The 21,986-nt window shown below is 48.5% G+C and carries 15 protein-coding genes; 4 read left to right on the plus strand and 11 right to left on the minus strand.

Going from position 1 to position 21,986, the window contains the following annotated elements:
• Positions 1-5: 5 nt before the first annotated feature.
• Both BLV33_RS06455 and glgB read right to left on the minus strand, forming a co-directional pair.
• Positions 6-1,154 (minus strand): glucose-1-phosphate adenylyltransferase, encoded by a 1,149-nt coding sequence (locus BLV33_RS06455; protein ID WP_090789346.1) that lies wholly within the window; start codon positions 1,152-1,154, stop codon positions 6-8.
• Entirely contained in the window at positions 1,144-3,090 is a 1,947-nt protein-coding gene (gene glgB, locus BLV33_RS06460) for a 1,4-alpha-glucan branching protein GlgB (protein ID WP_139305698.1), read from the minus strand. Before glgB ends, BLV33_RS06455 begins: the two co-directional genes overlap by 11 nt.
• 176 nt (positions 3,091-3,266) lie before the next feature.
• Here glgB and BLV33_RS06465 point away from each other — a divergent pair, with 176 nt between their 5' ends.
• The 3 genes from BLV33_RS06465 to BLV33_RS06475 are packed head-to-tail and all read left to right on the plus strand — an operon-like array spanning position 3,267 to position 5,996.
• Positions 3,267-4,385 (plus strand): peptidylprolyl isomerase, encoded by a 1,119-nt coding sequence (locus BLV33_RS06465; RefSeq protein WP_090789349.1) that lies wholly within the window; start codon positions 3,267-3,269, stop codon positions 4,383-4,385.
• Positions 4,386-4,427: 42 nt separating this feature from the next.
• The gene (locus tag BLV33_RS06470; RefSeq protein WP_090789351.1) at positions 4,428-5,294 is read left to right on the plus strand and encodes a class I SAM-dependent methyltransferase; all 867 of its coding nucleotides are present in this window, start codon (positions 4,428-4,430) and stop codon (positions 5,292-5,294) included.
• Between the two features lie 3 nt (positions 5,295-5,297).
• Positions 5,298-5,996 (plus strand): RluA family pseudouridine synthase, encoded by a 699-nt coding sequence (locus BLV33_RS06475; RefSeq protein WP_090789353.1) that lies wholly within the window; start codon positions 5,298-5,300, stop codon positions 5,994-5,996.
• Here BLV33_RS06475 and BLV33_RS06480 read toward each other — a convergent pair.
• Entirely contained in the window at positions 5,973-6,377 is a 405-nt protein-coding gene (locus BLV33_RS06480) for a MarR family winged helix-turn-helix transcriptional regulator (protein ID WP_090789355.1), read from the minus strand. The genes BLV33_RS06475 and BLV33_RS06480 overlap by 24 nt on opposite strands.
• 183 nt (positions 6,378-6,560) lie before the next feature.
• Between BLV33_RS06480 and BLV33_RS29215 the strand changes: the two genes are divergently transcribed.
• Entirely contained in the window at positions 6,561-6,728 is a 168-nt protein-coding gene (locus BLV33_RS29215; RefSeq protein WP_171909036.1) for a hypothetical protein, read from the plus strand.
• Here the strand turns inward: BLV33_RS29215 and gyrA are convergent.
• The 8 genes from gyrA to BLV33_RS06520 all read right to left on the minus strand — a co-directional run bounded on the left by gyrA (position 6,725) and on the right by BLV33_RS06520 (position 21,964).
• Positions 6,725-9,160 carry a DNA gyrase subunit A gene (gyrA, locus tag BLV33_RS06485; protein WP_090789357.1) on the minus strand — a complete coding sequence of 812 codons (2,436 nt, stop codon included), beginning with the start codon at positions 9,158-9,160 and terminating at the stop codon, positions 6,725-6,727. The two genes, BLV33_RS29215 and gyrA, sit on opposite strands and share 4 nt — an antisense overlap.
• Before the next feature lie 13 nt (positions 9,161-9,173).
• A complete protein-coding gene (gene parE / locus BLV33_RS06490) occupies positions 9,174-11,147 on the minus strand; it encodes a DNA topoisomerase IV subunit B (RefSeq protein WP_090789359.1) in 1,974 nt (657 codons plus the stop codon).
• A 162-nt stretch (positions 11,148-11,309) separates the two neighbouring features.
• Complete coding sequence (locus tag BLV33_RS06495; RefSeq protein WP_090789360.1) at positions 11,310-12,302, minus strand: ABC transporter permease; 993 nt, start codon at positions 12,300-12,302, stop codon at positions 11,310-11,312.
• Entirely contained in the window at positions 12,295-13,272 is a 978-nt protein-coding gene (locus BLV33_RS06500; protein ID WP_090789362.1) for an ABC transporter ATP-binding protein, read from the minus strand. Before BLV33_RS06500 ends, BLV33_RS06495 begins: the two co-directional genes overlap by 8 nt.
• Positions 13,273-13,285: 13 nt before the next feature.
• The gene (locus BLV33_RS06505) at positions 13,286-14,101 is read right to left on the minus strand and encodes a GDSL-type esterase/lipase family protein (RefSeq protein WP_090789364.1); all 816 of its coding nucleotides are present in this window, start codon (positions 14,099-14,101) and stop codon (positions 13,286-13,288) included.
• Between the two features lie 156 nt (positions 14,102-14,257).
• Complete coding sequence (locus tag BLV33_RS06510; RefSeq protein WP_253187214.1) at positions 14,258-16,033, minus strand: ABC transporter ATP-binding protein; 1,776 nt, start codon at positions 16,031-16,033, stop codon at positions 14,258-14,260.
• 89 nt (positions 16,034-16,122) lie between these two features.
• Positions 16,123-17,901: an ABC transporter ATP-binding protein gene (locus BLV33_RS06515; RefSeq protein WP_090789367.1), complete on the minus strand. Its 1,779-nt coding sequence runs from the start codon at positions 17,899-17,901 to the stop codon at positions 16,123-16,125.
• A 388-nt stretch (positions 17,902-18,289) separates the two neighbouring features.
• Positions 18,290-21,964 (minus strand): dynamin family protein, encoded by a 3,675-nt coding sequence (locus BLV33_RS06520; protein WP_090789369.1) that lies wholly within the window; start codon positions 21,962-21,964, stop codon positions 18,290-18,292.
• Positions 21,965-21,986 lie beyond the last annotated feature (22 nt).

Below are 21,986 nucleotides of genomic sequence, written 5' to 3' on the forward strand. Positions count from 1 at the left end.
TGAACTCATCCCTTCTGATTTGTAGTTGCTTTAACCCTCTCATTGCTGCCGATCAATACGATTTCTCCATTGCCGCCAACAGTGGCTCCATCCTCTACAACCGTGTTTTCCCCGATGATCGATTTCACGATCGTTACATGATTCCCGATCTTGGCATTAGGCATAATAACAGAATCCTTGATGACTGTTCCTTCCCCAATGTGTACACCATAGAACAGGACCGAATGCTCGACTTCACCGAAAACTGCGCAGCCCTCATTGACCAGAGAGCTTTTCACTATAGCGTTGGGAGCAATATATTGTGCCGGCTGATACGGATTAACGGAATAGACGCGCCATTGTTTATCGTTGAGGTTAAGCCCGTTATTCTCATCGAGAAGATCCATATTGGCTTCCCACAGGCTCTCGATGGTCCCGACATCTTTCCAGTACCCTTCGAAAGGATAGGCAAACAATCTTGCTTGATCCTGCAGCATCAGAGGAATGACGTCCTTGCCAAAATCCTTGCTGGAATCAGGGTTTTCTTCATCCCGGATCAAATATTCCTTCAATGCTTTCCAGCTGAAAATATAAACGCCCATGGACGCTAAATTGCTCTTGGCATCTTTCGGCTTTTCGTTGAATTCCTCTATCTCTTGCTTGTCATCCACAGTCAAAATACCAAATCGATGGGTTTCTTCCCATTTTACTTCAATAACGGCGATGGTTGCATCCGCCTTCTTTTCCTTATGAAAATTTAACATTTTATCGTAATCCATTTTATAAATATGATCACCTGAAATGACTAACACATATTCGGGATCGTAATTTTCGATAAAGCCGATATTGCGATAGATGGCATTCGCTGTGCCTTTGTACCAATCGCCGCCTTTTTGCTCCATGAACGGGGGAAGTACGGTAACTCCGCCGTATTTTCGATCCAAATCCCATGAGCTCCCGATACCAATATAAGAATTAAGCACCAAAGGCTGGTACTGCGTCAGTACCCCAACTGTATCAATTCCCGAGTTTGTGCAATTGCTGAGCGTGAAATCAATAATTCGGTATTTGCCCCCAAAATGAACAGCCGGCTTGGCTAAATTACTGGTAAGCACCCCTAATCTCTTTCCTTCTCCTCCCGCAAGGAGCATGGCCACGCATTCTTTACTTCGCATTTTTCCGTTCCCCCTTCTTGGTTGGCCTGGTCTCACATTTAAGATAGATTGCGGCAAGCGGCGGGACCTGGATGTCCAGACTGTACGGAAATTGCTGCCACTGCTCATTCACACTGGTCAGCTTATCTATATTGGCCTTTCCAGATCCTCCATAGGCTTCCAAATCGCTGTTGAACACTTCTTGATAGCTTCCCGGCCGGGGTACCCCAATGCGATAATCGGGATGATAAACCGGTGTGAAATTACATACGAGAATGAGATCGTCTTTCGGTAATTTTCCTTTTCTCATAAAGGTAACCACGCTTTGGCTCTCATCGTGAGGATTAATCCACTCAAAGCCTTGGGGATCATGATCGAATTCCCATAGCGCGGGTTCACTCCGGTAAAACTGATTCAAAGCGTTCACATAATTGAACATCTTGCGGTGCATCTCATACTCTTCCACCAAAAACCAATCCAGCATCTCAAGATCCTTCCACTCATCGAACTGGCCGAATTCCCCGCCCATAAAAAGCAGCTTTTTCCCGGGGTGGCCGGTCATGTATCCGTAGAAGGCTCGCAGGTTTGCGAACTTTTGCCAATAGTCGCCCGGCATTTTGTGAAGCATGGAGCGCTTGCCGTGTACGACTTCATCATGCGACAAAGGAAGTACGAAATTTTCATTGAAGGTATACATAAAAGAGAAGGTGATCAGATTATGATGCCATCTTCGATCGATCGGATCGAGCTTCATATAGCGAAGCATATCGTTCATCCAGCCCATATTCCACTTGTAATTAAAGCCAAGTCCGCCTTCATGAACAGGCGCTGTAACGAGAGGCCAATTGGTAGAGTCTTCCGCCATCATAAGGGCATTCGGGAATTTCGAGAAAATCACTTGATTCAGCTTGCGAATCAGCGCAACCGCCTCCGGATTGTCATCACCGCCGAATTGATTGGTCAGTTTCGGCGCTTCGCCGGATCTTCCGAAGTTAAGCAAAAGCATGCTGGCAACCGCATCCACTCTTATACCATCGATATGATAAACATCCATCCAAAAGACTGCGTTCGAGATTAAAAAGCTGATCACTTCCGGCCTGCCAAAATCAAATGTCAAGGTCCCCCATTCAGGCTTTTCTGCTTTCAACGGATCCTCATATTCATAGAGCGGGTCACCGTCAAATTGACGCAGCCCGTGATCGTCTTTGCAAAAGTGACCCGGCACCCAATCCATGATGACGCCGATTCCTCTTTGATGGCAGCGGTCCACGAAATACATGAAATCCTTGGGTGAGCCGTGCCTGCTGGTTACGGAGTAGTAGCCTGTAGCTTGATATCCCCAAGAGCGGTCAAAGGGATGCTCGGCAAGCGGCATCAGCTCAATGTGGGTGTAGCCCAAATCTGCTACATAATCAACCAACTCGTCGGCGAGCTGCCTGTAAGGATACAGGACATCACTGAACCGCTCCTCTTTTTTCCATGTGCCCAAATGAACTTCATAGATGGAAAGAGGGCTATGGTAAACGGATGTTTTCTCTTTTTGCTTCTGCCACTTTGTATCCTTCCATTCATAGCCGTCCAGATCATATATTCTTGAAGCTGTGCCCGGCCTGAGCTCGGAATAAAAAGCATAAGGGTCTGCTTTGGTCAATACCCGCCCGTCTCGAGAGTGAATTTCATATTTATAATGATCATATTCCTTGGCCTCGGGAACGAACAGCATCCAGACACCGAGTGTGCTTAATGGAGCCATGTTATGCTCGCTGCCCGACCAGCCGTTAAAATCACCAACGACCCTAACAGCACTTGCGTTAGGCGCCCACACAGTAAATCGTACCCCAGGTTGTTTTGTATCCTTGCTGAGATGGGCGCCCAGAAGTTTATAGCTTTGGTAAAGGGATCCTTCATGAAGCAAGTACAAATCATCGGGGCTGGGAACTATACTCGTCACCTTCATAACATCCCTCCTAAAAGTTTTGTGTTAGCAAAACTGACTTCGTAAGCATCATCCTTAGAGTAAAAATACAACAAATGACACGGAATTCCTTTATTCCATACCTCTAAAAAAGGATTTTAATCGTTCCTGGTGAAAACTTACATGATACCCAAATAGAATAGGTGGAATGAAAGAGAATGAAAGACAAGATGAAAGGTTTACTCGTTGGATTAACCATTGGCACCCTGATTAGCGGATCAGCCGCTTATGCAGCCGGAACCCAGATTGAGGTGGCTTTCAGAGCTCTCAAATATATGTTTGACGGTGTCGAAAAAGCGCCTGTCGATGGAGGAAAAGGCTTTATTTATGAAGGCACTACATACGTACCGATTCGCTTTGTAAGCGAGTCTCTCGGTAAACCGGTTGAATGGGATGAGGCGAGCCAAACGATTTGGATCGGCGATAACCCGACCCATATTGTGGCAACCTACCAAGGCGGCCAGGTTACGAAGAAGCAGCTGGACACTTTCCAAGCGATCACCCAATTTTTTAGTCCGAGCTATGCATCTGTAAAGGACAGTGCCGAGTATCGCAAGTCCGCAGTCCAGGATCTGATCAGAAATCGGATTCTTGCCTCGCGTGCTGTCGAAGCCGATTTGAAGGCTGCCCAAGACAAAGCAACCGGGCAAATCAATGCCTGGAAAGCCCAGGACACCGAAAAGTGGAGCCAATCTTTGCAGGCGGCGAAGCTTACGGAATCGGATGTTGAACAGTTTCTAGCCCAGAATTATGCAATGACAAGCTTGCTTAATTCAAGTATCACAGAAGACGAGTTAAAAGCCAAGTTTCAAGCCAATGTGGCTGCGGATAAAGACATCTATACGGTCGCATCGGTGAGACATATTTTGATCTCCATCAATGACCCGCAAGGGCAGCCTCTTCGTACCAAGGCAGATGCTTTGGCCAAAGCAAAGGAAATTGCGCTTCAGCTTAAAAATGGCGGCGACTGGGCCAAGCTAGCACTGGAAAGCTCTGATGATCCAGGCTCTAAGGATCAAGGCGGATTATACAAGGATGCCGAGGTTTCCGCATGGGTACCAGCTTTCAAGAAAGCCGCGGTTGAGCTGCCCATTGGCCAAATTAGCGAACCGGTGGAAACCAGCTTTGGCTACCATGTGATGAAGGTCGAAGCAAGAACCGTCAAAACCTGGGAGCAGGTCAAGCCGGCGTTGATGCTTCAGCTTGCCAAGGCAAAACTGCAAACGTTCGTAGAGCAAGAGCTACCAGGTTTGATTATAAAACTGGATATCAGGTAGAATAGAATAATGTCTATTTCAGAATGAAGGATGGATTGCAGCATGTTTGAAGCAAAAGATTGGACCGATTATGAATTGCTCGATACCGGCGGCGGCGAGAAGCTTGAGCGCTGGGGCACCTTTGTCCTGAGAAGGCCCGATCCCCAGATAATATGGCCCCTGGAGAAAGAGTCCCCATCCTGGCAGCAGGCCGATGCTCAGTATCATCGAAGCTCAAGCGGAGGCGGCCAGTGGGCTTATCGCACAGAGCTTCCCGAACGCTGGACGATAACCTATGACCGGAAGCTTACCTTTTACATCAAGCCGACTGGCTTTAAGCACACAGGCCTTTTCCCTGAGCAAGCCGTCAATTGGAAATGGATGATGGATAAAATTGAAGCTGCCGGAAGGCCAATCAAAGTGCTCAACCTCTTTGCTTACACAGGCGGAGCAACGACAGCTTGTGCACATGCAGGGGCTGAGGTATGCCATGTCGACGCATCCAAGGGTGTCGTGCAATGGGCCAAAGAAAATCTCCATTTGTCCGGTCTTGGTGCTCGTCCTGTTCGTTTTATCACCGATGATGTCTTCAAATTCGTGCAGCGGGAACAGCGCCGCGGCAGCAAGTATGACGCCATCATTATGGATCCGCCTTCTTATGGGCGCGGTCCGAATGGCGAGACCTGGAAATTGGAGGATGACCTCTTCCCCTTTATTCAGACATGCATGTCGATTTTATCCGATAAACCGCTGTTTCTCCTGATCAATTCCTATACCACCGGAATTTCGGCCACAGTGCTTCAAAACATTCTGGCGATCGCCATGAAGCCTAAATTTGGAGGGAGCATCACCAGCGGCGAAATCGGCTTGCCGATCACACACTCCGGGATGAAATTGCCTTGCGGTATCCTGGCACGCTGGGAGGAATAAAGCATGTCCGGCATTCCTGTCCTCTATGAAGATAACCACATTCTTGTTGTTGTGAAACCGGTCAATATGCCGACTCAAGAGGATGACTCCCGAGACCCGGATTTGCTGAACACCCTGAAGGCCGAGCTTAAAGTTCGCTATCAAAAACCGGGAAATGTTTATTTGGGTTTGGTGCACCGTCTGGATCGTCCGGTTGGAGGCGTGATGGTTTTTGCCAAAACGTCCAAAGCCGCTTCCAGATTATCTGAGGAAGTAAGAACCCGTCATTCGGATAAAACTTATGCAGCCGTTGTTCACGGTAAACCGATGAAATCTGAGGATACACTGATTCATTGGCTTCTTAAGGATACGAACCAAAATAACGTTCATGTTGTAAGGGAAGGCGCAGCCGGAGCCAAAGAAGCCATACTGGATTACCAAACTCTCGGCAGCTCCGATTGGTTAAGCTTAATCAGGATCAAGCTGCACACCGGCCGTTCCCATCAGATTCGAGTCCAGCTTGCGGCCATCGGCTGCCCGCTATTCGGGGATCAGCGCTATGGGGCCGGTTTGAATAAGCCTGGACAGCAGCTGGCGTTGTGGTCAACCGGGCTTTCCTTCCAGCATCCCACACTCAAAGAGCCTTTACAATTTAGCTCTCTGCCGCCTCAGCAGCATCCTTGGTCCTTATGGTCCGAATTAATTCGCGACCTTTCCCAGTAAATAGATCAGCAGCTTTTGATTATGGGCGGAAACGCGATTCAGGTAAGCATTCAGCAATAGTTCCCGAATGCGCACGCCTCTATCGCATTCCGCTTTTCCTTTGTCCGTCACATTGACCCAGACGATGCGGCGATCCTTTTCGTCGCGTTCACGGGCAATCAGCTCGCTCTTCTCCATGCGGTCCAGCAATGTCGTGATCGCCGCGGGCGTGGTCGCAAGAAATTCGATCAAATCCGAAGGCTTCATCCGATCCCCTGCCATCAGCAGCTCCAATACGTTGAGCTGTCCTTCCGTCAAAGTCGGCGCAAGCTGAGCTTCCATCTGCGACTTTAACTCCTTGCTCAATTTCAGCCATATTTTTCCGAATTCGTGAGAATACATAGACAACCTCTCTTTCCGCAGCATCTACCTCAAAGTATAGCATTATATAAAGGTTAATGGCATTAATATTTTCAGACAAAACCCGCGTTCTTATGGGAATTTTGTCGAGAATAGGCGCTTTTAACCTTTGCGGCTGAGCCCACATACAATGCTTTATAAGTCAGGCTAAAGGAGCGTTTCAATATGGAAGCATGGAAGCAAGAACTCGGGGAAAAGGCGATAATTCTAGGCATACTAAAAGACCCGCAATGGCTGGATCGAATGGATGATCCGTTGCCATTGTGGGCCGTATTGGAAATAGTGGTTCAGCTGCTCGATAAGCTGGATCCCCCGTCCGTCAGTTATGATTAAGGGGCTCGAAGCACATCGACGATCGAATCGGTTTTCCCGACTGTGATTAACTGCCTGCCCGGCGCTTTGCGGTCCTCGAGCGGAGCTGTCTCGGTGGAGAAGCGAATCCGCTCCCCGCTGGCCATAATGGCTGTGATGATGTAATCCATCTTCACAATGAATGTGCGGATCAGCATAGAGCCGTTAGGCCTTACCCGCTTGCCTTCCTTGAATTCGAAGGTCAGGATGCCTTTGCCCCCGCGGCCCTGGATCGGGTAATCCACGACCAAGGAACGCTTGGCATAGCCAAGGTCTGAAATCACGAGCACCTCGCCCTCGTCCCCATAAATCCACTCTGCGGCGATGACCTCGTCATCATCCTTCAGCTGAATGCCGCGAACGCCAGCTGCCGCGCGTCCCATTGGATTCACTTCCTCTTCCCGGAAGCGAATGCTCATGCCCTGCTTGGTGACGAGCAGAATCTCCTTCGTGTTGTCGCTCAGATGGACATGAATCACTTCATCCTGATCGGACAGCTTGCAAGCGACAATCCCGATGGAGCGGTTGGTCATGTATTCTTTAAGCTCAGTACGCTTCACTTGTCCCTTGCGGGTTACAAACACTAAAGATTTGGTTGGATCGTCGAAGTTCTTTAAAGGGATTACATTGACGATACGGTCCTCCTTGGCGATTGGAATCACATTTACAATCGCGGTGCCGTTCTCTTTCCATTTATACTCAGGCACTTGATGGACAGGCAGGAGGTAGTACTGGCCTCTCTTCGTGAAAATCAGCAGGCTTTCAATGGTGTTGACATCAAGCAGAAAGCGCATGAAATCACCTTCTTTGACGCCAGTGCTTTCCATTTCCCCGCCGGAGCGCGTAAAGGAGAGCTTGCTGGTGCGCTTAACGTAGCCTTCGTTCGAGAGCGTAACGAACACATCCTCAGAGGTTACCATAACCTCCAACCCCACCTTAAGCTCCTCCACTTCGCCTTGAAGCTCGGATCGACGATCTATTCCATATTTGGTGCGGATTTCGCCCATTTCCTCTTTAATGACGCCAAGCAGCTTCTTGATGCTTCCGAGAATGCCGCGCAAATAAGCGATGGTTTTCTCAACATCCTTCAGCTCTTTTTCAAGCGAATGAATTTCCAAATTCGTCAAACGGTACAGCTGCAGCACCAGAATGGCATCCGCTTGCCGCTCTGAAAAACCGAACTGAGCAACGAGATTGTTTTGCGCGTCCTGCCTGTTCTTGGAAGCTTTGATGCAGGCAATGACCTCGTCGAGGATATTGAGCGCCTTCACGAGGCCTTCCAGCACGTGTGCCCGGTCTTCTGCTTTCTCCAGCTCATACTGAGAGCGGAAGGTTACAACTTCCTTCTGGTGCTCGATGTAGGCTTCAAGGATATCTTTGATCCCAAGCTGTCTGGGATGTTTGTTGACAATTGCGACCATATTGAAATTGTAAGTGACCTGCAGGTCGGTTTTTTTCAGCAAATAGGCAAGTATACCCTGTGCGTCTGCCTCTTTCTTCAGCTCGATGACAATCCGCAGCCCGTTGCGTCCGCTTTCGTCGCGAACCTCGGCGATACCCTCTACCTTTTTCTCCAACCGAATATTTTCCATTGCCGTAACGAGGCGAGATTTGACGACCTGATAAGGAATCTCGGTTATCACAATTTGCTGTCTGCCGCCGCGCATATCTTCGATGGCCGTCTTGGCGCGGATATGGATGCGCCCCTTGCCGGTTTGATAAGCTTCGCGGATGCCATCCTCACCCATAATGATCCCGCCTGTCGGGAAATCGGGGCCTTTGATAATGCCCATCAGCTCTTCGAGCGTGATGTCCGGCCTATCGATCAAGGCGATGCAGGCGTCAATGACCTCTCGGAGGTTATGCGTCGGGATTTCCGTGGCAAAGCCGGAAGAAATGCCGCTGACTCCGTTTACCAGCAAGTTCGGATAACGCGATGGCAGCACAACAGGTTCCTTGGTCGTATTGTCGAAGTTATCCTTGAACTGCACAGTCCGCTTCTCAATATCGCGAAGCAGCTCCATCGCGATTTCAGACAAGCGGGCTTCGGTATAACGCATGGCAGCTGCAGGATCATCATCCTGCGAACCCCAGTTGCCGTGGCCGTCGATGAGCACGTGGCCCATTTTCCAAGGCTGCGCCATCCGCACCATGCCTTCGTAGATGGAGGAATCTCCGTGAGGGTGATAATTCCCCATGACATCCCCGACGGTTTTGGCCGACTTGCGGTACGGCTTGTCCGGCGTATTGCCGGCATCGTACATCGCATAAAGAATTCTGCGCTGAACAGGCTTCAGCCCATCCCGGACATCCGGAATCGCCCTGTCTTGTATAATATATTTGGAATAACGCCCGAATCGATCTCCTACGATTTCTTCCAGAAAAGCGGGTAAAAACTGCTCAAGTATGCTCAATTCCAGTCACCACTCATTCCACATATTCCGTAAAGTCTACATTCTCAATAATCCAACGCTTTCGCGGGTCTACTTTGTCTCCCATAAGCGTGGATACCCTGCGTTCCGCTTTCGCGGCGTCTTCAATCTGCACCTGAAGCAGTGTGCGGGATTCGGGATTCATCGTGGTTTCCCACAGCTGATCAGGATTCATTTCGCCGAGACCTTTGTAGCGTTGAAGCTCGCTTTGTTTGCCGAACTCCTTGGTCATCGCCGCAAGCTGATCATCTGTCCAGGCATAACGAACAGCAGTGTTCTTGCCCGCTTTTTTCGTCAGCTTGAACAGCGGCGGCTGGGCGATATATACCTTACCACCGTCAATCAGCTGTTTCATATAGCGGTAAAAGAAAGTCAGCAGCAGCACTTGAATGTGCGCTCCATCGGTGTCGGCATCGGTCATGATGATGATTTTGCCGTAATTGCATTCATCCAAATCAAACTCGGACCCAACGCCCGCACCAATCGCCGCAATAATCGCCTTATATTCGTCGTTCTTCATAACGTCGAGCAGCTTAGCCTTCTCGGGATTCATCGGCTTGCCCTTGAGCGGAAGAATAGCTTGATGCTTAGAATCCCTGCCCTGCTTGGCTGAACCTCCCGCAGAATCGCCTTCGACGATAAACAGTTCATTGCTCATCAAATCCTTGGATTGAGCGGGTGTCAATTTCCCGTTCAAGTTCGAGCTTTCGCTGCGGCCCTTTTTGCCGCTGCGGATTTCCTCGCGGGCTTTACGTGCAGCTTCGCGCGCTTTGGAGGCCTGAACGGCTTTCTTCAGCATCATCTGGCCAACCTGCGGATTCTCTTCAAGAAACACGCTCATCTTATCGGTCACGATGGCATCGACAGCACCTCGAGCCGATGCGCTGCCAAGCTGGTCCTTGGTTTGGCCTACGAATTCGACCTCTCCCATCTTGATGTTGATAACGGCCATCATGCCCTCGCGCAGGTCCGTACCATCGAGATTCTTATCTTTCTCTTTAAGCAGTCCAGCTTTTCGGGCATATTCATTCATCACACGGGTATAGGCCGTCTTAAAGCCTGTCTCATGCGTTCCGCCGCCGCGCGTTGGGATGGAATTGACAAAGGAAGCGAGCGTCTCAGTATATCCATCGTTATATTGGAGCGCCACTTCAACCTCGATATCGTCCTTTTCGGAAGCAAAATGAATGACGCTGTGCAGCACGGTTTTATCCTCATTGAGGAATTCCACGAACTGCTTGGCTCCGCCCTCATATTGGAAGGTTTCCTGATTATCGGTTCGCTCGTCCTTCAAGCTCACTTGAAGACCGGAGTTAAGGAAAGCAATTTCTTGCAGCCGCTCTGACAAGGAATCATAGTTGATAGTGATCCCGCTTTGAAATACCCGCCGATCCGGCTTGAACGTCACTTTGGTTCCTGTGCGGTTCGTATTGCCTAGTATCTCAAGTCCGCCTACAGGCTCGCCAACGTGCTCTTTACCGTCAGCATCCACCCAATATTCAAAGCGCTGCTTGTGAATTTTTCCGTCGCGATAGATCTCGACTTCGAGCCACTCGGAGAGCGCATTCGTTACCGACGCACCAACTCCGTGCAAGCCGCCTGATTTTTTATATCCGGCCCCGCCAAACTTGCCGCCCGCATGTAAAATCGTGAATACAACCTGCGGTGTAGGTATTCCAATCTTATGCATGCCAGTAGGAATGCCGCGTCCGTTATCAGTGACAGTAATAGATTGGTCTTTATGTATAATAACCCCTATCTTGGTGCAATATTTCGCAAGATGCTCGTCGACCGCGTTATCCACGATCTCCCAAATCAAATGGTGAAGACCAGATGTACTGGTACTGCCGATGTACATACCCGGTCTTTTGCGGACTGCAACCAGCCCTTCGAGTACCTGAATCTCATCAGCGCCATAATTCGCATCAAGGGCACCTTGATTTGTAAATATATCTAGCTGCTCGGCCATCAAAGCGCCTCCTCAGAGTTTTTCGTAGAAAAACTTACATCGTAAGCATCTACTTTAGAATTTTCGTAGAAAATTTACTTCGTAAGCATCTACCTTAGAATTTTCGTAGAAAATTTACTTCGTAAGCATCTACTTTAGAGTTTTCGTAGAAAATTTACTTCGTTAATTGAATATATCCTTCCGGGTAAAGACTGTAAAGGAAACGATTAAAGAGGCAATCGCCCAAAGAGCAAGCACACTGAGCGAGAAGCTCAAATCCATCCCTTTAATCGGCGGATTAGCTCCTGTTAAATATCTGGTCAAATCAAGATTGACCATAAATAAATATTTCGCTGTCTCCCACGAGGAAACCATGTTCGAAAGGATCGTACCCGATATGAGTACGGCCAGCATAATGCCCATGCCTGCGGCAGTTGATCGAACAAGCACTGAGAGCATCAGCGACATGAGGGCCACAACCAAAGCTGAGAACCAAACGAGGCCGAATTCCATAATAATGAAAAGCCATTGCCCCACAGCCCTGACATGACTGAAGTCCACATCGGATCCATTCGCTGTTATACCGACGAAAACTGGAAGGTCCCAGCCGCCGAAGCCAAAAACGATGCCTGAAACGAGGTAACATAGCACACCTGTAGACAGTATGGTCAGCGAAGTAAACAAGACCAGCGTGATTAACTTGCTCATTAGGATTTTCCACCGTCTTATGGGTCTTGTCAACAATAATTTAATAGTCCCCGTAGAATGCTCAGATGATACGATGTCCGCAGAAATGACCATAATGATCAGCGGGATGAATAATCCTACTGCGTTTTTCACAAACTCGCGGGTAAAAGTCACCGCATTCGGCGATGAAGGATCGACGTTTTTTTCCAAATAATAATTCGCGATCTGGGTTCTCGCCCTGAGTTGCAGCTTCCATTCTTCCGGAGTGCGCGGGCTGCTGAGTGTTTTTTGCCAATCGATGATTTGTTGGCGCTGAACGGCTCTCCAATCCTGGGTGCCGAACTGCTTCTGGGTATTTTGGGAAACCCGCATTTGCGCGTAAGTAAACATGGGAATGAGCGCAAGCAGGATGAGTAAAATGACATAAAAACGCTTTTTCTTGATCATTTTAAGGCATTCATTTTTGACGAGAGCGACCATATTATTCAATTCTTTCACCCTCAGTCAGGCTCAAGAACAAATCTTCGAGCGTTGGATTTTTAATTTCGACTGAAAATAAGCTGACGCCTGCCTCGACTAGAAATCGGCTGAGCTCAGGAACAGACTCTACATTCATTTGCGTGACGATACTCATATTATTTGCGCTGCCTATGGCAATCTGATCCTCCGTATTTTGTTCCTCAATCGCTTGAACATAGGGTGACTCTTGAATCAGCTTCAATGCGACTTCACCCGGAGCAACAGTCCAAACCACTTTGCCTCCGGCTTGATCGATCAGCTCATCCACTTTGCCCACCTGTATGACCTGTCCATGACTGATGATGGCAACCCGGTCACAAAGCTGCTGAATTTCGCTGAGCAAATGACTGGAAACAAATAGACTTAAACCGCCTTCTGCCAGCATGCGAATGAACTCCCGCATTTCTTTGATCCCCTGCGGATCAAGTCCGTTCGTAGGCTCATCGAGAATAAGCAGCTTTGGCCTGCCAAGGAGTGCCTGGGCGATACCCAGCCGCTGCCTCATGCCCAGTGAGTACGTACGCACCTTATCATGAATGCGTTGATTCATCCCGACAATGGCAACAACCTCTTCAATCCGTTTGTCATCCACATCAGGCAGCATTCTTGCAAAATGCTCCAGATTTTCCCATCCCGTCAAATAGGAATAGAGCTCGGGATTTTCCACGATGCAGCCTACATACTGCAGCGCTTCATTATGATGCTTCTGCACATCGAAGCCGCATATCGTAATCGTGCCCTCAGTCGGCCGAATCAAATCAACCAGCATGCGGATGGTGGTCGTTTTACCGGAGCCGTTTGGACCGAGGAAACCGAAGATTTCGCCGGCGTATACGTCAAAGGTGATGCCTTTGATGATTTCTTTATCTTTAATCCGTTTTTTCACATTTTTGACCGAAAGCACGATAGTTGTATCGGGAGCAGCGGGCGTCAAAGGCATAAATGTCTCCTTTCTATTTCAGTATTTGTGCGATCCGTTCAGCTATACGCGCATAGCCGTCTTGATTCGGATGAAAATGATCGGTCGATAAATACTTGAGTAAATTACGTTCAAATAGATCGTAGATGGGTACCAGTACCATATTCGGATAACGGTTTGTCATCGTAAATACCCTGCTGTTCCACTTTTGAACAACGAGGTCGCCTTCCTTCTTGGGATCCAAATCGGAAAAAGGATGATACAGACCGACATAAAAAATAACCGCATTCGGATTGGCCTGATTCACCTGGGCTAAAATTTTATCCACATTCGCAAGAGCGTGTCCCATCCTGTCTTCAGCGGCTTTTGCATTAAATTCCTGCAGATCCGTACCGTTAAGAATACCGGCTCCGCCTTGAAAAATATCATTTCCTCCTATCGTCAGGAGAATTATATTCGCTTCGGCCAACGCATCCTTCGTTTTCTTCAAACCCAGATCCGTTAAAACTTCCTTAGTTGTATAACCGGGGATAGCCAAATTATTAAGGACAAAAACGGGCTTCCCTGTTTGCTGCTCCAGCTTGTCCCGGACTTGTCCGACATAGCCTTTACCTGTCGCATCTCCGGTTCCTGCAGATAATGAATCGCCAAGGGCAACGATATTCAGCTTGTCCTTTCCTTCAATAAGCTTGTCTTTCTGCTCAGCAGGTTTAGATATATTCAAATCACTGGAAGCTGCACGGGGGAATAGGATTTGATTGGAAGCATACAGGAATCCGCCAATAAAAAGCAGCGTTGTCAGAGATGCCGTGAGGCCAATTGTCCCCCATAAAAGCCTTGATGTCTTCAAACGGAGTCCCCCTATTTAAAAAATGGCTTAATTCACCTTTAAGAGTAAAGCTTCTCCAAAAAATTTGCAACTTGGATGAAAACACTAGAATGACTAAAACAAAAAGGGCTAACCCTCAGCTATTTTCATAGCATTTGGCTTAGCCCATTATCTTGGTTAGATCGCATCCAAAAACTTATACTGAGCTTGGATCAGCCCGTGGTAGATTTTTTGCTGCTGCATCAGCTGCTCGTGATCGCCGCTTTCCATCACTTTGCCGTGATCCAGCACGATGATTTTGTCGGCACTGCGAATCGTTGAAAGGCGATGCGCCACGATGAATGAGGTCCGGCCAGCCAGGAGCGTCTTTAACGCCTCCTGGATCTTCAGTTCCGTTTCGGTATCGATGCTGGCAGTTGCTTCATCCAGGATGAGAATTTGCGGATCTGCGAGCAGCGCTCTGGCAAAGGAAATCAGCTGCCGCTGTCCCATTGACAGCACATTTCCCCGCTCCTGTACCTCCGTATCAAAGCCATTTGGCAAATTTGTAATAAAATCAAAGGCATGAACCGCTTTGGCAGCTAGCTCAACTTCTTCATCCGTCGCATTCAAACGGCCAAATCGAATATTGTCGCGGATCGTTCCCGAAAAAATAAAAGTATCCTGCAGCACGACGCCAATTTGTGAGCGCAAGCTGTTTAACGTAACATGACGGATATCCTGACCGTCTATAAGCACTCTTCCCTCTACGGGATCATAGAATCGGCATAAAAGATTCATAATAGTGCTTTTGCCGGAACCGGTATGCCCGACCAATGCGATGGATTGTCCAGCTTCAACGTCCAAGCTAATCCCTTTCAATGCGGGACGGCCCGGCTCGTACTCAAACACCAGATTGTCAAAAGTGACATTACCTTTGATGCTCTTCAGCTTCTTCGCATTAGGCAACTCGGCAACGGACGGCACTTCATCGATCGTTTCAAAAATCCGCTCTGCAGAGGCCATTGCGATCAGCAATTGAGAGTACATTTGTCCCATGCGGTTGATGGGCTCCCAGAAGTAACCGATATAGGTGGCGAAAGCAACTAGCAAACCTATAGTGATTTCCTGCGACTGGATTAAAGTAGCGCCTAACCAAAACAGAATGCAATACCCTAATGCTCCCGTCACTTCAATAATCGGACCGAATGTTTGATTTAACATGGACGCTTTATTCCAGCTAAGCCGGTTATCCATATTCATATTATCGAAAAAAACAATGTTTTCCTTTTCCTGCGTATAGGCCTGTGTAACTCGTATGCCTTGGATACATTCATTTAAATGGGAGTTGATTCTGGATTGCTTTATGGTTACGACCTGCCAGGCTTTACGAATAGTTTTGCGCAGTTTGGTTGAAACAAGAAACATTAAAGGTACCGTAATAATGATCGCCGCACCAAGCTTGACGTTGATAGCGAGTAGAATGACCATAATCCCAACCAGCTGAACACAGTCAATCATCAAATTGACTACGCCGTTCGTAAATAATTCTTGCAGTGAGTTTACATAATTGGTCACTCTGACGAGCACCGAGCCTGCTGGCCTTTTATCAAAAAAACGAAAGGAAAGCAACTGAATATGGCTGAAAAGCTCATGGCGTAGATCAAAAATCACTTTCTGCCCGATCATGTTCGTGTATCGAATGCGGAAGCTATTGGCTGCCCATTGAATCACATACACAGCCAGCATGATCCCTACCAACAGGAACAGAAGCTTGCTATCCTTGCCTTTAATCGCATGGTCAATCGAATAACTGATCAGCAGGGGAACGGTCAATTTCGTTATAGCCCCAACAATCATCATGATGATAATGATCGGTAGAATTTGTTTAGCATAAGGCCTCATATAGCTGCCCAAACGTTTTACTTGCTTCCAATCAAAAGGCTTATCCAGCAGCTCGTCATCCTGGTATATAAAACGCTGCTGTTGCTGTTGCTGTTGCTGTTCTTGCTGCTGCTTTGCTTCCGAACCAGCAGGTTCGCCGCTCGTTTTTATCGAGACACTCAATTGGCTAACCTTCTTTCTGAAAGAGGTAATTGATTTACTTTGTTCGGTTGGTCCGAATATTGAATGTTATAGGTGTCCAGATAAGGGCCCGCCTGCTCAAGCAGTTCTTGATGCTTCCCTCTTTGCACTATCCGTCCGCGATCGAGCACGATGATCTCATCCGCGTGCTTCAGCGAGGATATTCTATGGGCAATAATAAAGGTCGTGCGGCCTTGCATAACTTCCTTAAAGCCGGATTGAATCTGGTGCTCGGTCTCCATATCTACGGCGCTGGTAGCATCGTCCAAAATGAGAATTTTCGGATCTTTAATCAACGCTCGAGCAATTGCAATCCGCTGCTTTTGTCCACCGGAAAGCCCGAGACCGCGCTCACCTACGATCGTGTCGTAGCCTTCAGGCAGCTCCATGATAAAATCATGCGCTTTAGCCAGCTTGGCAGCACGAATAATTTCGTCCATGGATACATTTTTGCGTCCATAGGATATGTTATTGCGAATAGTGGAAGAGAACAGGAAGGTTTCCTGAAAAACGGTAGCTACTTGCTGGCGCAGGCTCTCAACCTTAATATTTCGAATATCCACGCCATCCAGCAGGATTGCGCCTTCTTTTACATTGTAGGCTCTCATTAAAAGGTTAACGACCGTAGTTTTTCCAGAGCCGGTACCTCCCAGCAACCCAATGACTGATCCGACTGGAGCATCCACTGAAAAATCAAACAAAGATGGCTGTTGTTCTGTATAAGCAAAAGTAACGTGATCGAAAACAACATGCCCTTTCACATCCGAGCTGCTCAGATCAGATGCTTGGGCTCCATCCTTGACATGGACATATTGATGAAGAATTTCGAGAATTTTTTCACCTGAAGCTTTGGCTTGCGTAAAGTTGTTGATATGAAATCCGAGTCCCCACATGGGGCCAATGATGTACCAAATTAAACTGAAAAAAGCAACAAGCTCACCGAGCGTCAATTTACTCTGGATGACCATGTATCCGCCCGCGCCCAGCAAAATGACAACACTTAGATTAGCGAGTACTTCCATGACAGGAAAATATTTGGCCCAAATGCTGGCCGTACTGATATTATTCGTTCTGAAATCGTTATTGCGAATCGAAAACTTATCAACTTCGTGCGGCTCTCTGGCAAAGGATTTAACTGTGCGCACACCCGTAATATTTTCTTGAACGGCTGTAGTCATCGTGCTCATGGATTGCCGCACCATCCGGAAAGCCGGATGAATTTTGCCCTCGAAGCGAATAGCCGTAAAAGCCAGAAATGGCATGGCTGACATGGTTATAAGCGTTAACTGCCAACTGATGGTGAACATCATGGCCATCCCGAATGTCAGCATCAGGAAGACGTTAAGAATTTGGGCAAAACCAAAGCCGATAAACTGACGAATGCCTTCCAGATCTGCAGTCAATCGGGACATCAGATCCCCTGTTCTCGCTTGATCGTAATATTGAAATGATAAGTATTGAAGCTTGTTATAGAGTTCATTCCTCAAGCTGAAAGCTACTTTATTACCAATACGCCCCCCGGTAAATCCATGAAAAAATTGAAACATTGCTTTGACGGAAACCACGCCTATCACAAGCAGGGAAAGCATGGGTACCACTTCGAATCTACGCTTCGTGATCACTTCATCAATCAAATAACGAAGTAAATTCGGGTAGACCAGGCCTAACGCCGTTGTCATCATCAAACAAAATATTGAGGCGAACAACAGCTTTCGTTCAGGCCAATAAAAAGATTTTAACTGCTTAAACACTTCCACTTGAAAGTAGCCTCCTCATGAAGGTCAAATTGAGCTGAATTGTTGCTAAAATAGGTTACTTTGATTCTTTATGAATAGTAACATCATCCATCCCGGTGAGCAATCAGAGGATAGCAGTATATCATAGCATAAATACGCATATACAGCCAAAATAAGGTTATAATCGAATCTATCCTTCCATATGATCTTTTTCCTCTTAAATGGAATCGCTTTCATTCCCAATTTAGTAAGTGAAATAAATCACTTTATAGAGGTAAAAGAATGACCGCTTTTTTAACCTGAAAAGCATCCTAAATGACGAGCGCGTTTGTCAAGTTTGATGCGAAGCAAGATAAGTTTAGAATTTATCAAAGAAGAAAAAACATTGACCCTTAAGCCAATGTTTTTCCTAATTCAGTAATTCTTTCAATTGTTGTTGTATCGCATTTAACACATTGACATCTACTTTCATCTCTAATGCGTCGTGCAGTCCGTGTACATGTTCAGACAGCTGCCGTTGGTGCAGCTCTTTTAATTCTTGCAGCCAATTCTGCATCTGAATCACATATGCTTGCTCCAGTTCTTTTCTTTGCTTTTCCAGCTGCTCGGCTACTGGCTCGTTCATTCGGCTTTCCAGCTCTGACCGGAGCTGGTCCTTGCCTTCGCCTTCAAAAAAGTGCTTCGCATTTTTGAACAAACCCATCATGAGCTTGGAGGGTACCTCAGGCATTTCCAATCCGGCGAGAACTTCGGGTGTCACGAAGGGCTGAGATTCATAAGCGCTCGATTCATATCCGTCCAACCGGTTGCTTATTTGTTGTTCCCATTCCTTAAATCTCTTGGCCGCAAGTAGATTGATCCGATTCTCCACGCGCAGTGTAGTTGCCAGTACCTCTTGCGACAAATCATGGGCGATCATGCCCTGCAGTTCTTTCCATGCGGATATCAAAACTTGCTTCGGATCCAAAGACGCCTCCCGGAAGGAAGAGGGATTGAAGGCCAGCCTGTACAATTCTCCAAAACGAAACAGGGTGCGTTGTTTTACATAATACAGCAGCTCTTGAATTTCTTTGCTCAATTCCTTGATTTCCGTCACAATATCGGAGTTCTCCAAATACGTGTGCACTTGCTGCTCCGCCAGTTTTAATTGCGTTATCCGTTGATTGCGCTGATCTTCGCCTTCCTGTGAGCTTTGAATCCACTGAGCCATGATATGAATGGCACGTGAGAGCTCTCTGTCTGCCGCATGAATGGCGATTTCACTTAACTCATCATAAGTAAAACACACAAAATCCGCTTCGAAGGGGCGAATTCCCGATTGCTGAATCTGCTCTTCGCTGCCGTTTATTTTTCCTTCAGCCGCCAGATAGCTGGATATGGGATAAATGCGCGGATGGCGAATACCATGCTGGAGCAAATTGTTTGTCACATGCTGAACGACTCCACTCAGCTCTTCCTGCGTTGAGGCCAGATCAGACGCATTGACGATGAAAAACATTTTATCCATTTCAAAGCTGTCTTTCACGCGTCCCAGCTGCAGTAGAAATTCTCGATCAGCCCCGGAAAAGGCATGATTGTAATAGGTCACGAAAAGGATGGCGTCGGCATTTTTGATGTAATTAAAAGCTACTCCCGTATGGCGTGCATTGATCGAATCAGCTCCGGGTGTATCGACCAAAATGATACCGAGGTCCGTTAAAGGGTTCGCATAGAACAACTCAATTCTTTCCACGAAGCAGGACTTGGTCTCGTCCGCCACATACTCCGGAAATTGTTCCTTGGTAATCCGTAAATCCTGCCCGATGTTCGGACTGGCTTCGTTCCAGCCTTTCTCCACAGCTCTTAGAAACGAATAGTGGGGTTTACCTTTCACAGTTATCTGTGAAGGAGACAAATCCCGAATACAATCCAAAGCGCTTGGCATATCTTGGACCGTTACACCGAGCAGATCCAGTGAGTACATGACGTCCTGCAGGATGACGTCCGCTGTTTTCATTTTGACTCGGGCCGTGCCATGCGGCCATCCTTCCTCCGGCGGCACAATCCGATTGATCGCCGCCGTGGTCGGGTTCGGCGACACCGGCAAAATCCGTTCGCCCATCAGTGCGTTGGCGAACGACGATTTGCCGGCGCTGAAGGCGCCGAACAACGCGATCGTGAACGTCCGCTGGCGCAGACGTTCTGCCTTGCCGCGCAGGGAGCGCGCTATCGAGCCCATCGCCGGCTGCGCCTCGATCAGGCTCGAAGCCGCCAGCAGGGCTGCGGCTTTGCGCTCCAAGCGCCCTCCGTGTTCACCGTCCGTGAACACGCTAACGCCAAAGGCTGCGGCCTCCGGCTGCGCGGCCGCGCCCAAGGCTGCCGAGGCCCCGGCGGCAGCCAGGATCGTGTCCATCGAGGACACGTACAGCTCCCCGCCCAGCGGGGCTGCTGCTTGGTCCTCGATGGCCGCGAACTGCTGCAAATCCGGCAGAGCCGGCGGAAGAGGCTTCCGCCAGCTTGCGATTTGCAGCAGCTCGCGCTGCGCGGCGGCTTCGTCGTGCTCGAGCCGCTGCAGCTGCCTGTAGGCGCTGAGCTGGCCCTCCAGCGCCGCCAATTGCGCCGCAAGCCCGCTTGCGGCTTGCGTGGATTGCTCGCGGCACTCGGCCGCGAGCAGATCGATGACCGCATAGGCACGCTTGCGGTACAGCTGCTTGACTTCAGCAGCGACCTGCTTCGTATAGTTAATCGTGTACTCTCCGCCGAACACCGCTCCCGGATTCACCTGCTCCGCAAGCCACTGCGGCGTCACGTCGATATGAAGTGCTTCGATCTCCGCCGTTAGCGGCTTCGCTGGAAGCCCATACGTACCGGTCGCCTTGGTCAAGGCATCCCGCAAATGCCAATCGAGCTGAGCCTCAACCTGTTCAGCCAGATCCAATTGAAACGCCAGCAGGCGTTTCTCTATTTCGGCAGCCGTTTGCGCAGCTCTCGCAAACAGCCCTGTCTTAAACCCAGGCTTACGGCTTTGCAGGTAAGCCTCAGCCCGAACCCGCGTCAACGCCGGGGTAATATTCGCATTATCAATAATGCTGCTTATCTGTTTGCGTACGCCTGTAACCAACTCTTCGGGCAGTCTGTGCAGCCTGTCCAGCTCGAACCGCACCGCTTCAGCCTCTTGTCTCACTGCCTCTGTTTCGGCCGCTGAGCCCATGGCTTCGCGCAGCTCGGCCTTAACGGGCTCGTTTTGCTCCGCACACCACTCGCCATGCTCGCCAATCAAATAGCGAGATGACGCATCTATGCTGTAAAGACGAAGCTCCTCACCGCGTTCCATTAACGCTCGAAGCAGATAGCGGAGCTTCTTCCACTCGTTCTGCGGGTGATCCTGCTGCTTCATCGTGACATACAAAATCCCGTCAGGTTCAATGCCCCAACTGCGAAAAGCTTGCAAGGTTCCTTCCTGATACTGCGGAAAAGGCAACTCATGCTCCTTATGCTTATCGATCATGTTCACAATAAGATAAAGCGGCTTGCCCCACTCCTTCATCTTCTTAGTGAAAGCCAAATTGATTTCCGACTGCACATGGTTATAGTCCATGATGTAAAAAACTACATCCGCCAGATGCAGCGCCGATTTGGTCGACTGCTCATGCGCATGGTCTGTCGAATCAATTCCTGGTGTATCCAGGAATGCCGTATGCTCACCGAGAAACGGCAGTGGATAGGTTATCTCTACATGTTCAATATCGGTTCCATTCACAGCATACTTATCCAGTTGTTCCAGTTCTATCCGTTCCTCTTCCCCGCTCAGCTTATGGGTCACACTAGCGCCGGACACCCCATTGCGGATGCTTACAATATTGGCGCTCGTTGGAATCGGGCTGGACGGCAGCAGCGGATGGCCGCATAACTGATTGATGATCGTCGACTTTCCCGCCGAGAAGTGTCCGCAAAAAGCAATGTTCATCCGATTGGAGCTTATTTTATCAAGCAGTTCTTGCATTTTACCTGCGTTGTTAAGGTCGCCGGCTTCCTGCAGTTCCTCTTGGATGCGGTGCAGCGCATCGGACATCCGTAATTCGCCGCCGACAGCTTTATTCATCATGGTTCAATTCTCCCTTATCGCT

It is taken from the genome of Paenibacillus sp. GP183 (genome assembly GCF_900104695.1).
In the GTDB taxonomy this organism is placed as follows: Bacteria; Bacillota; Bacilli; order Paenibacillales; family NBRC-103111; genus Paenibacillus_AI.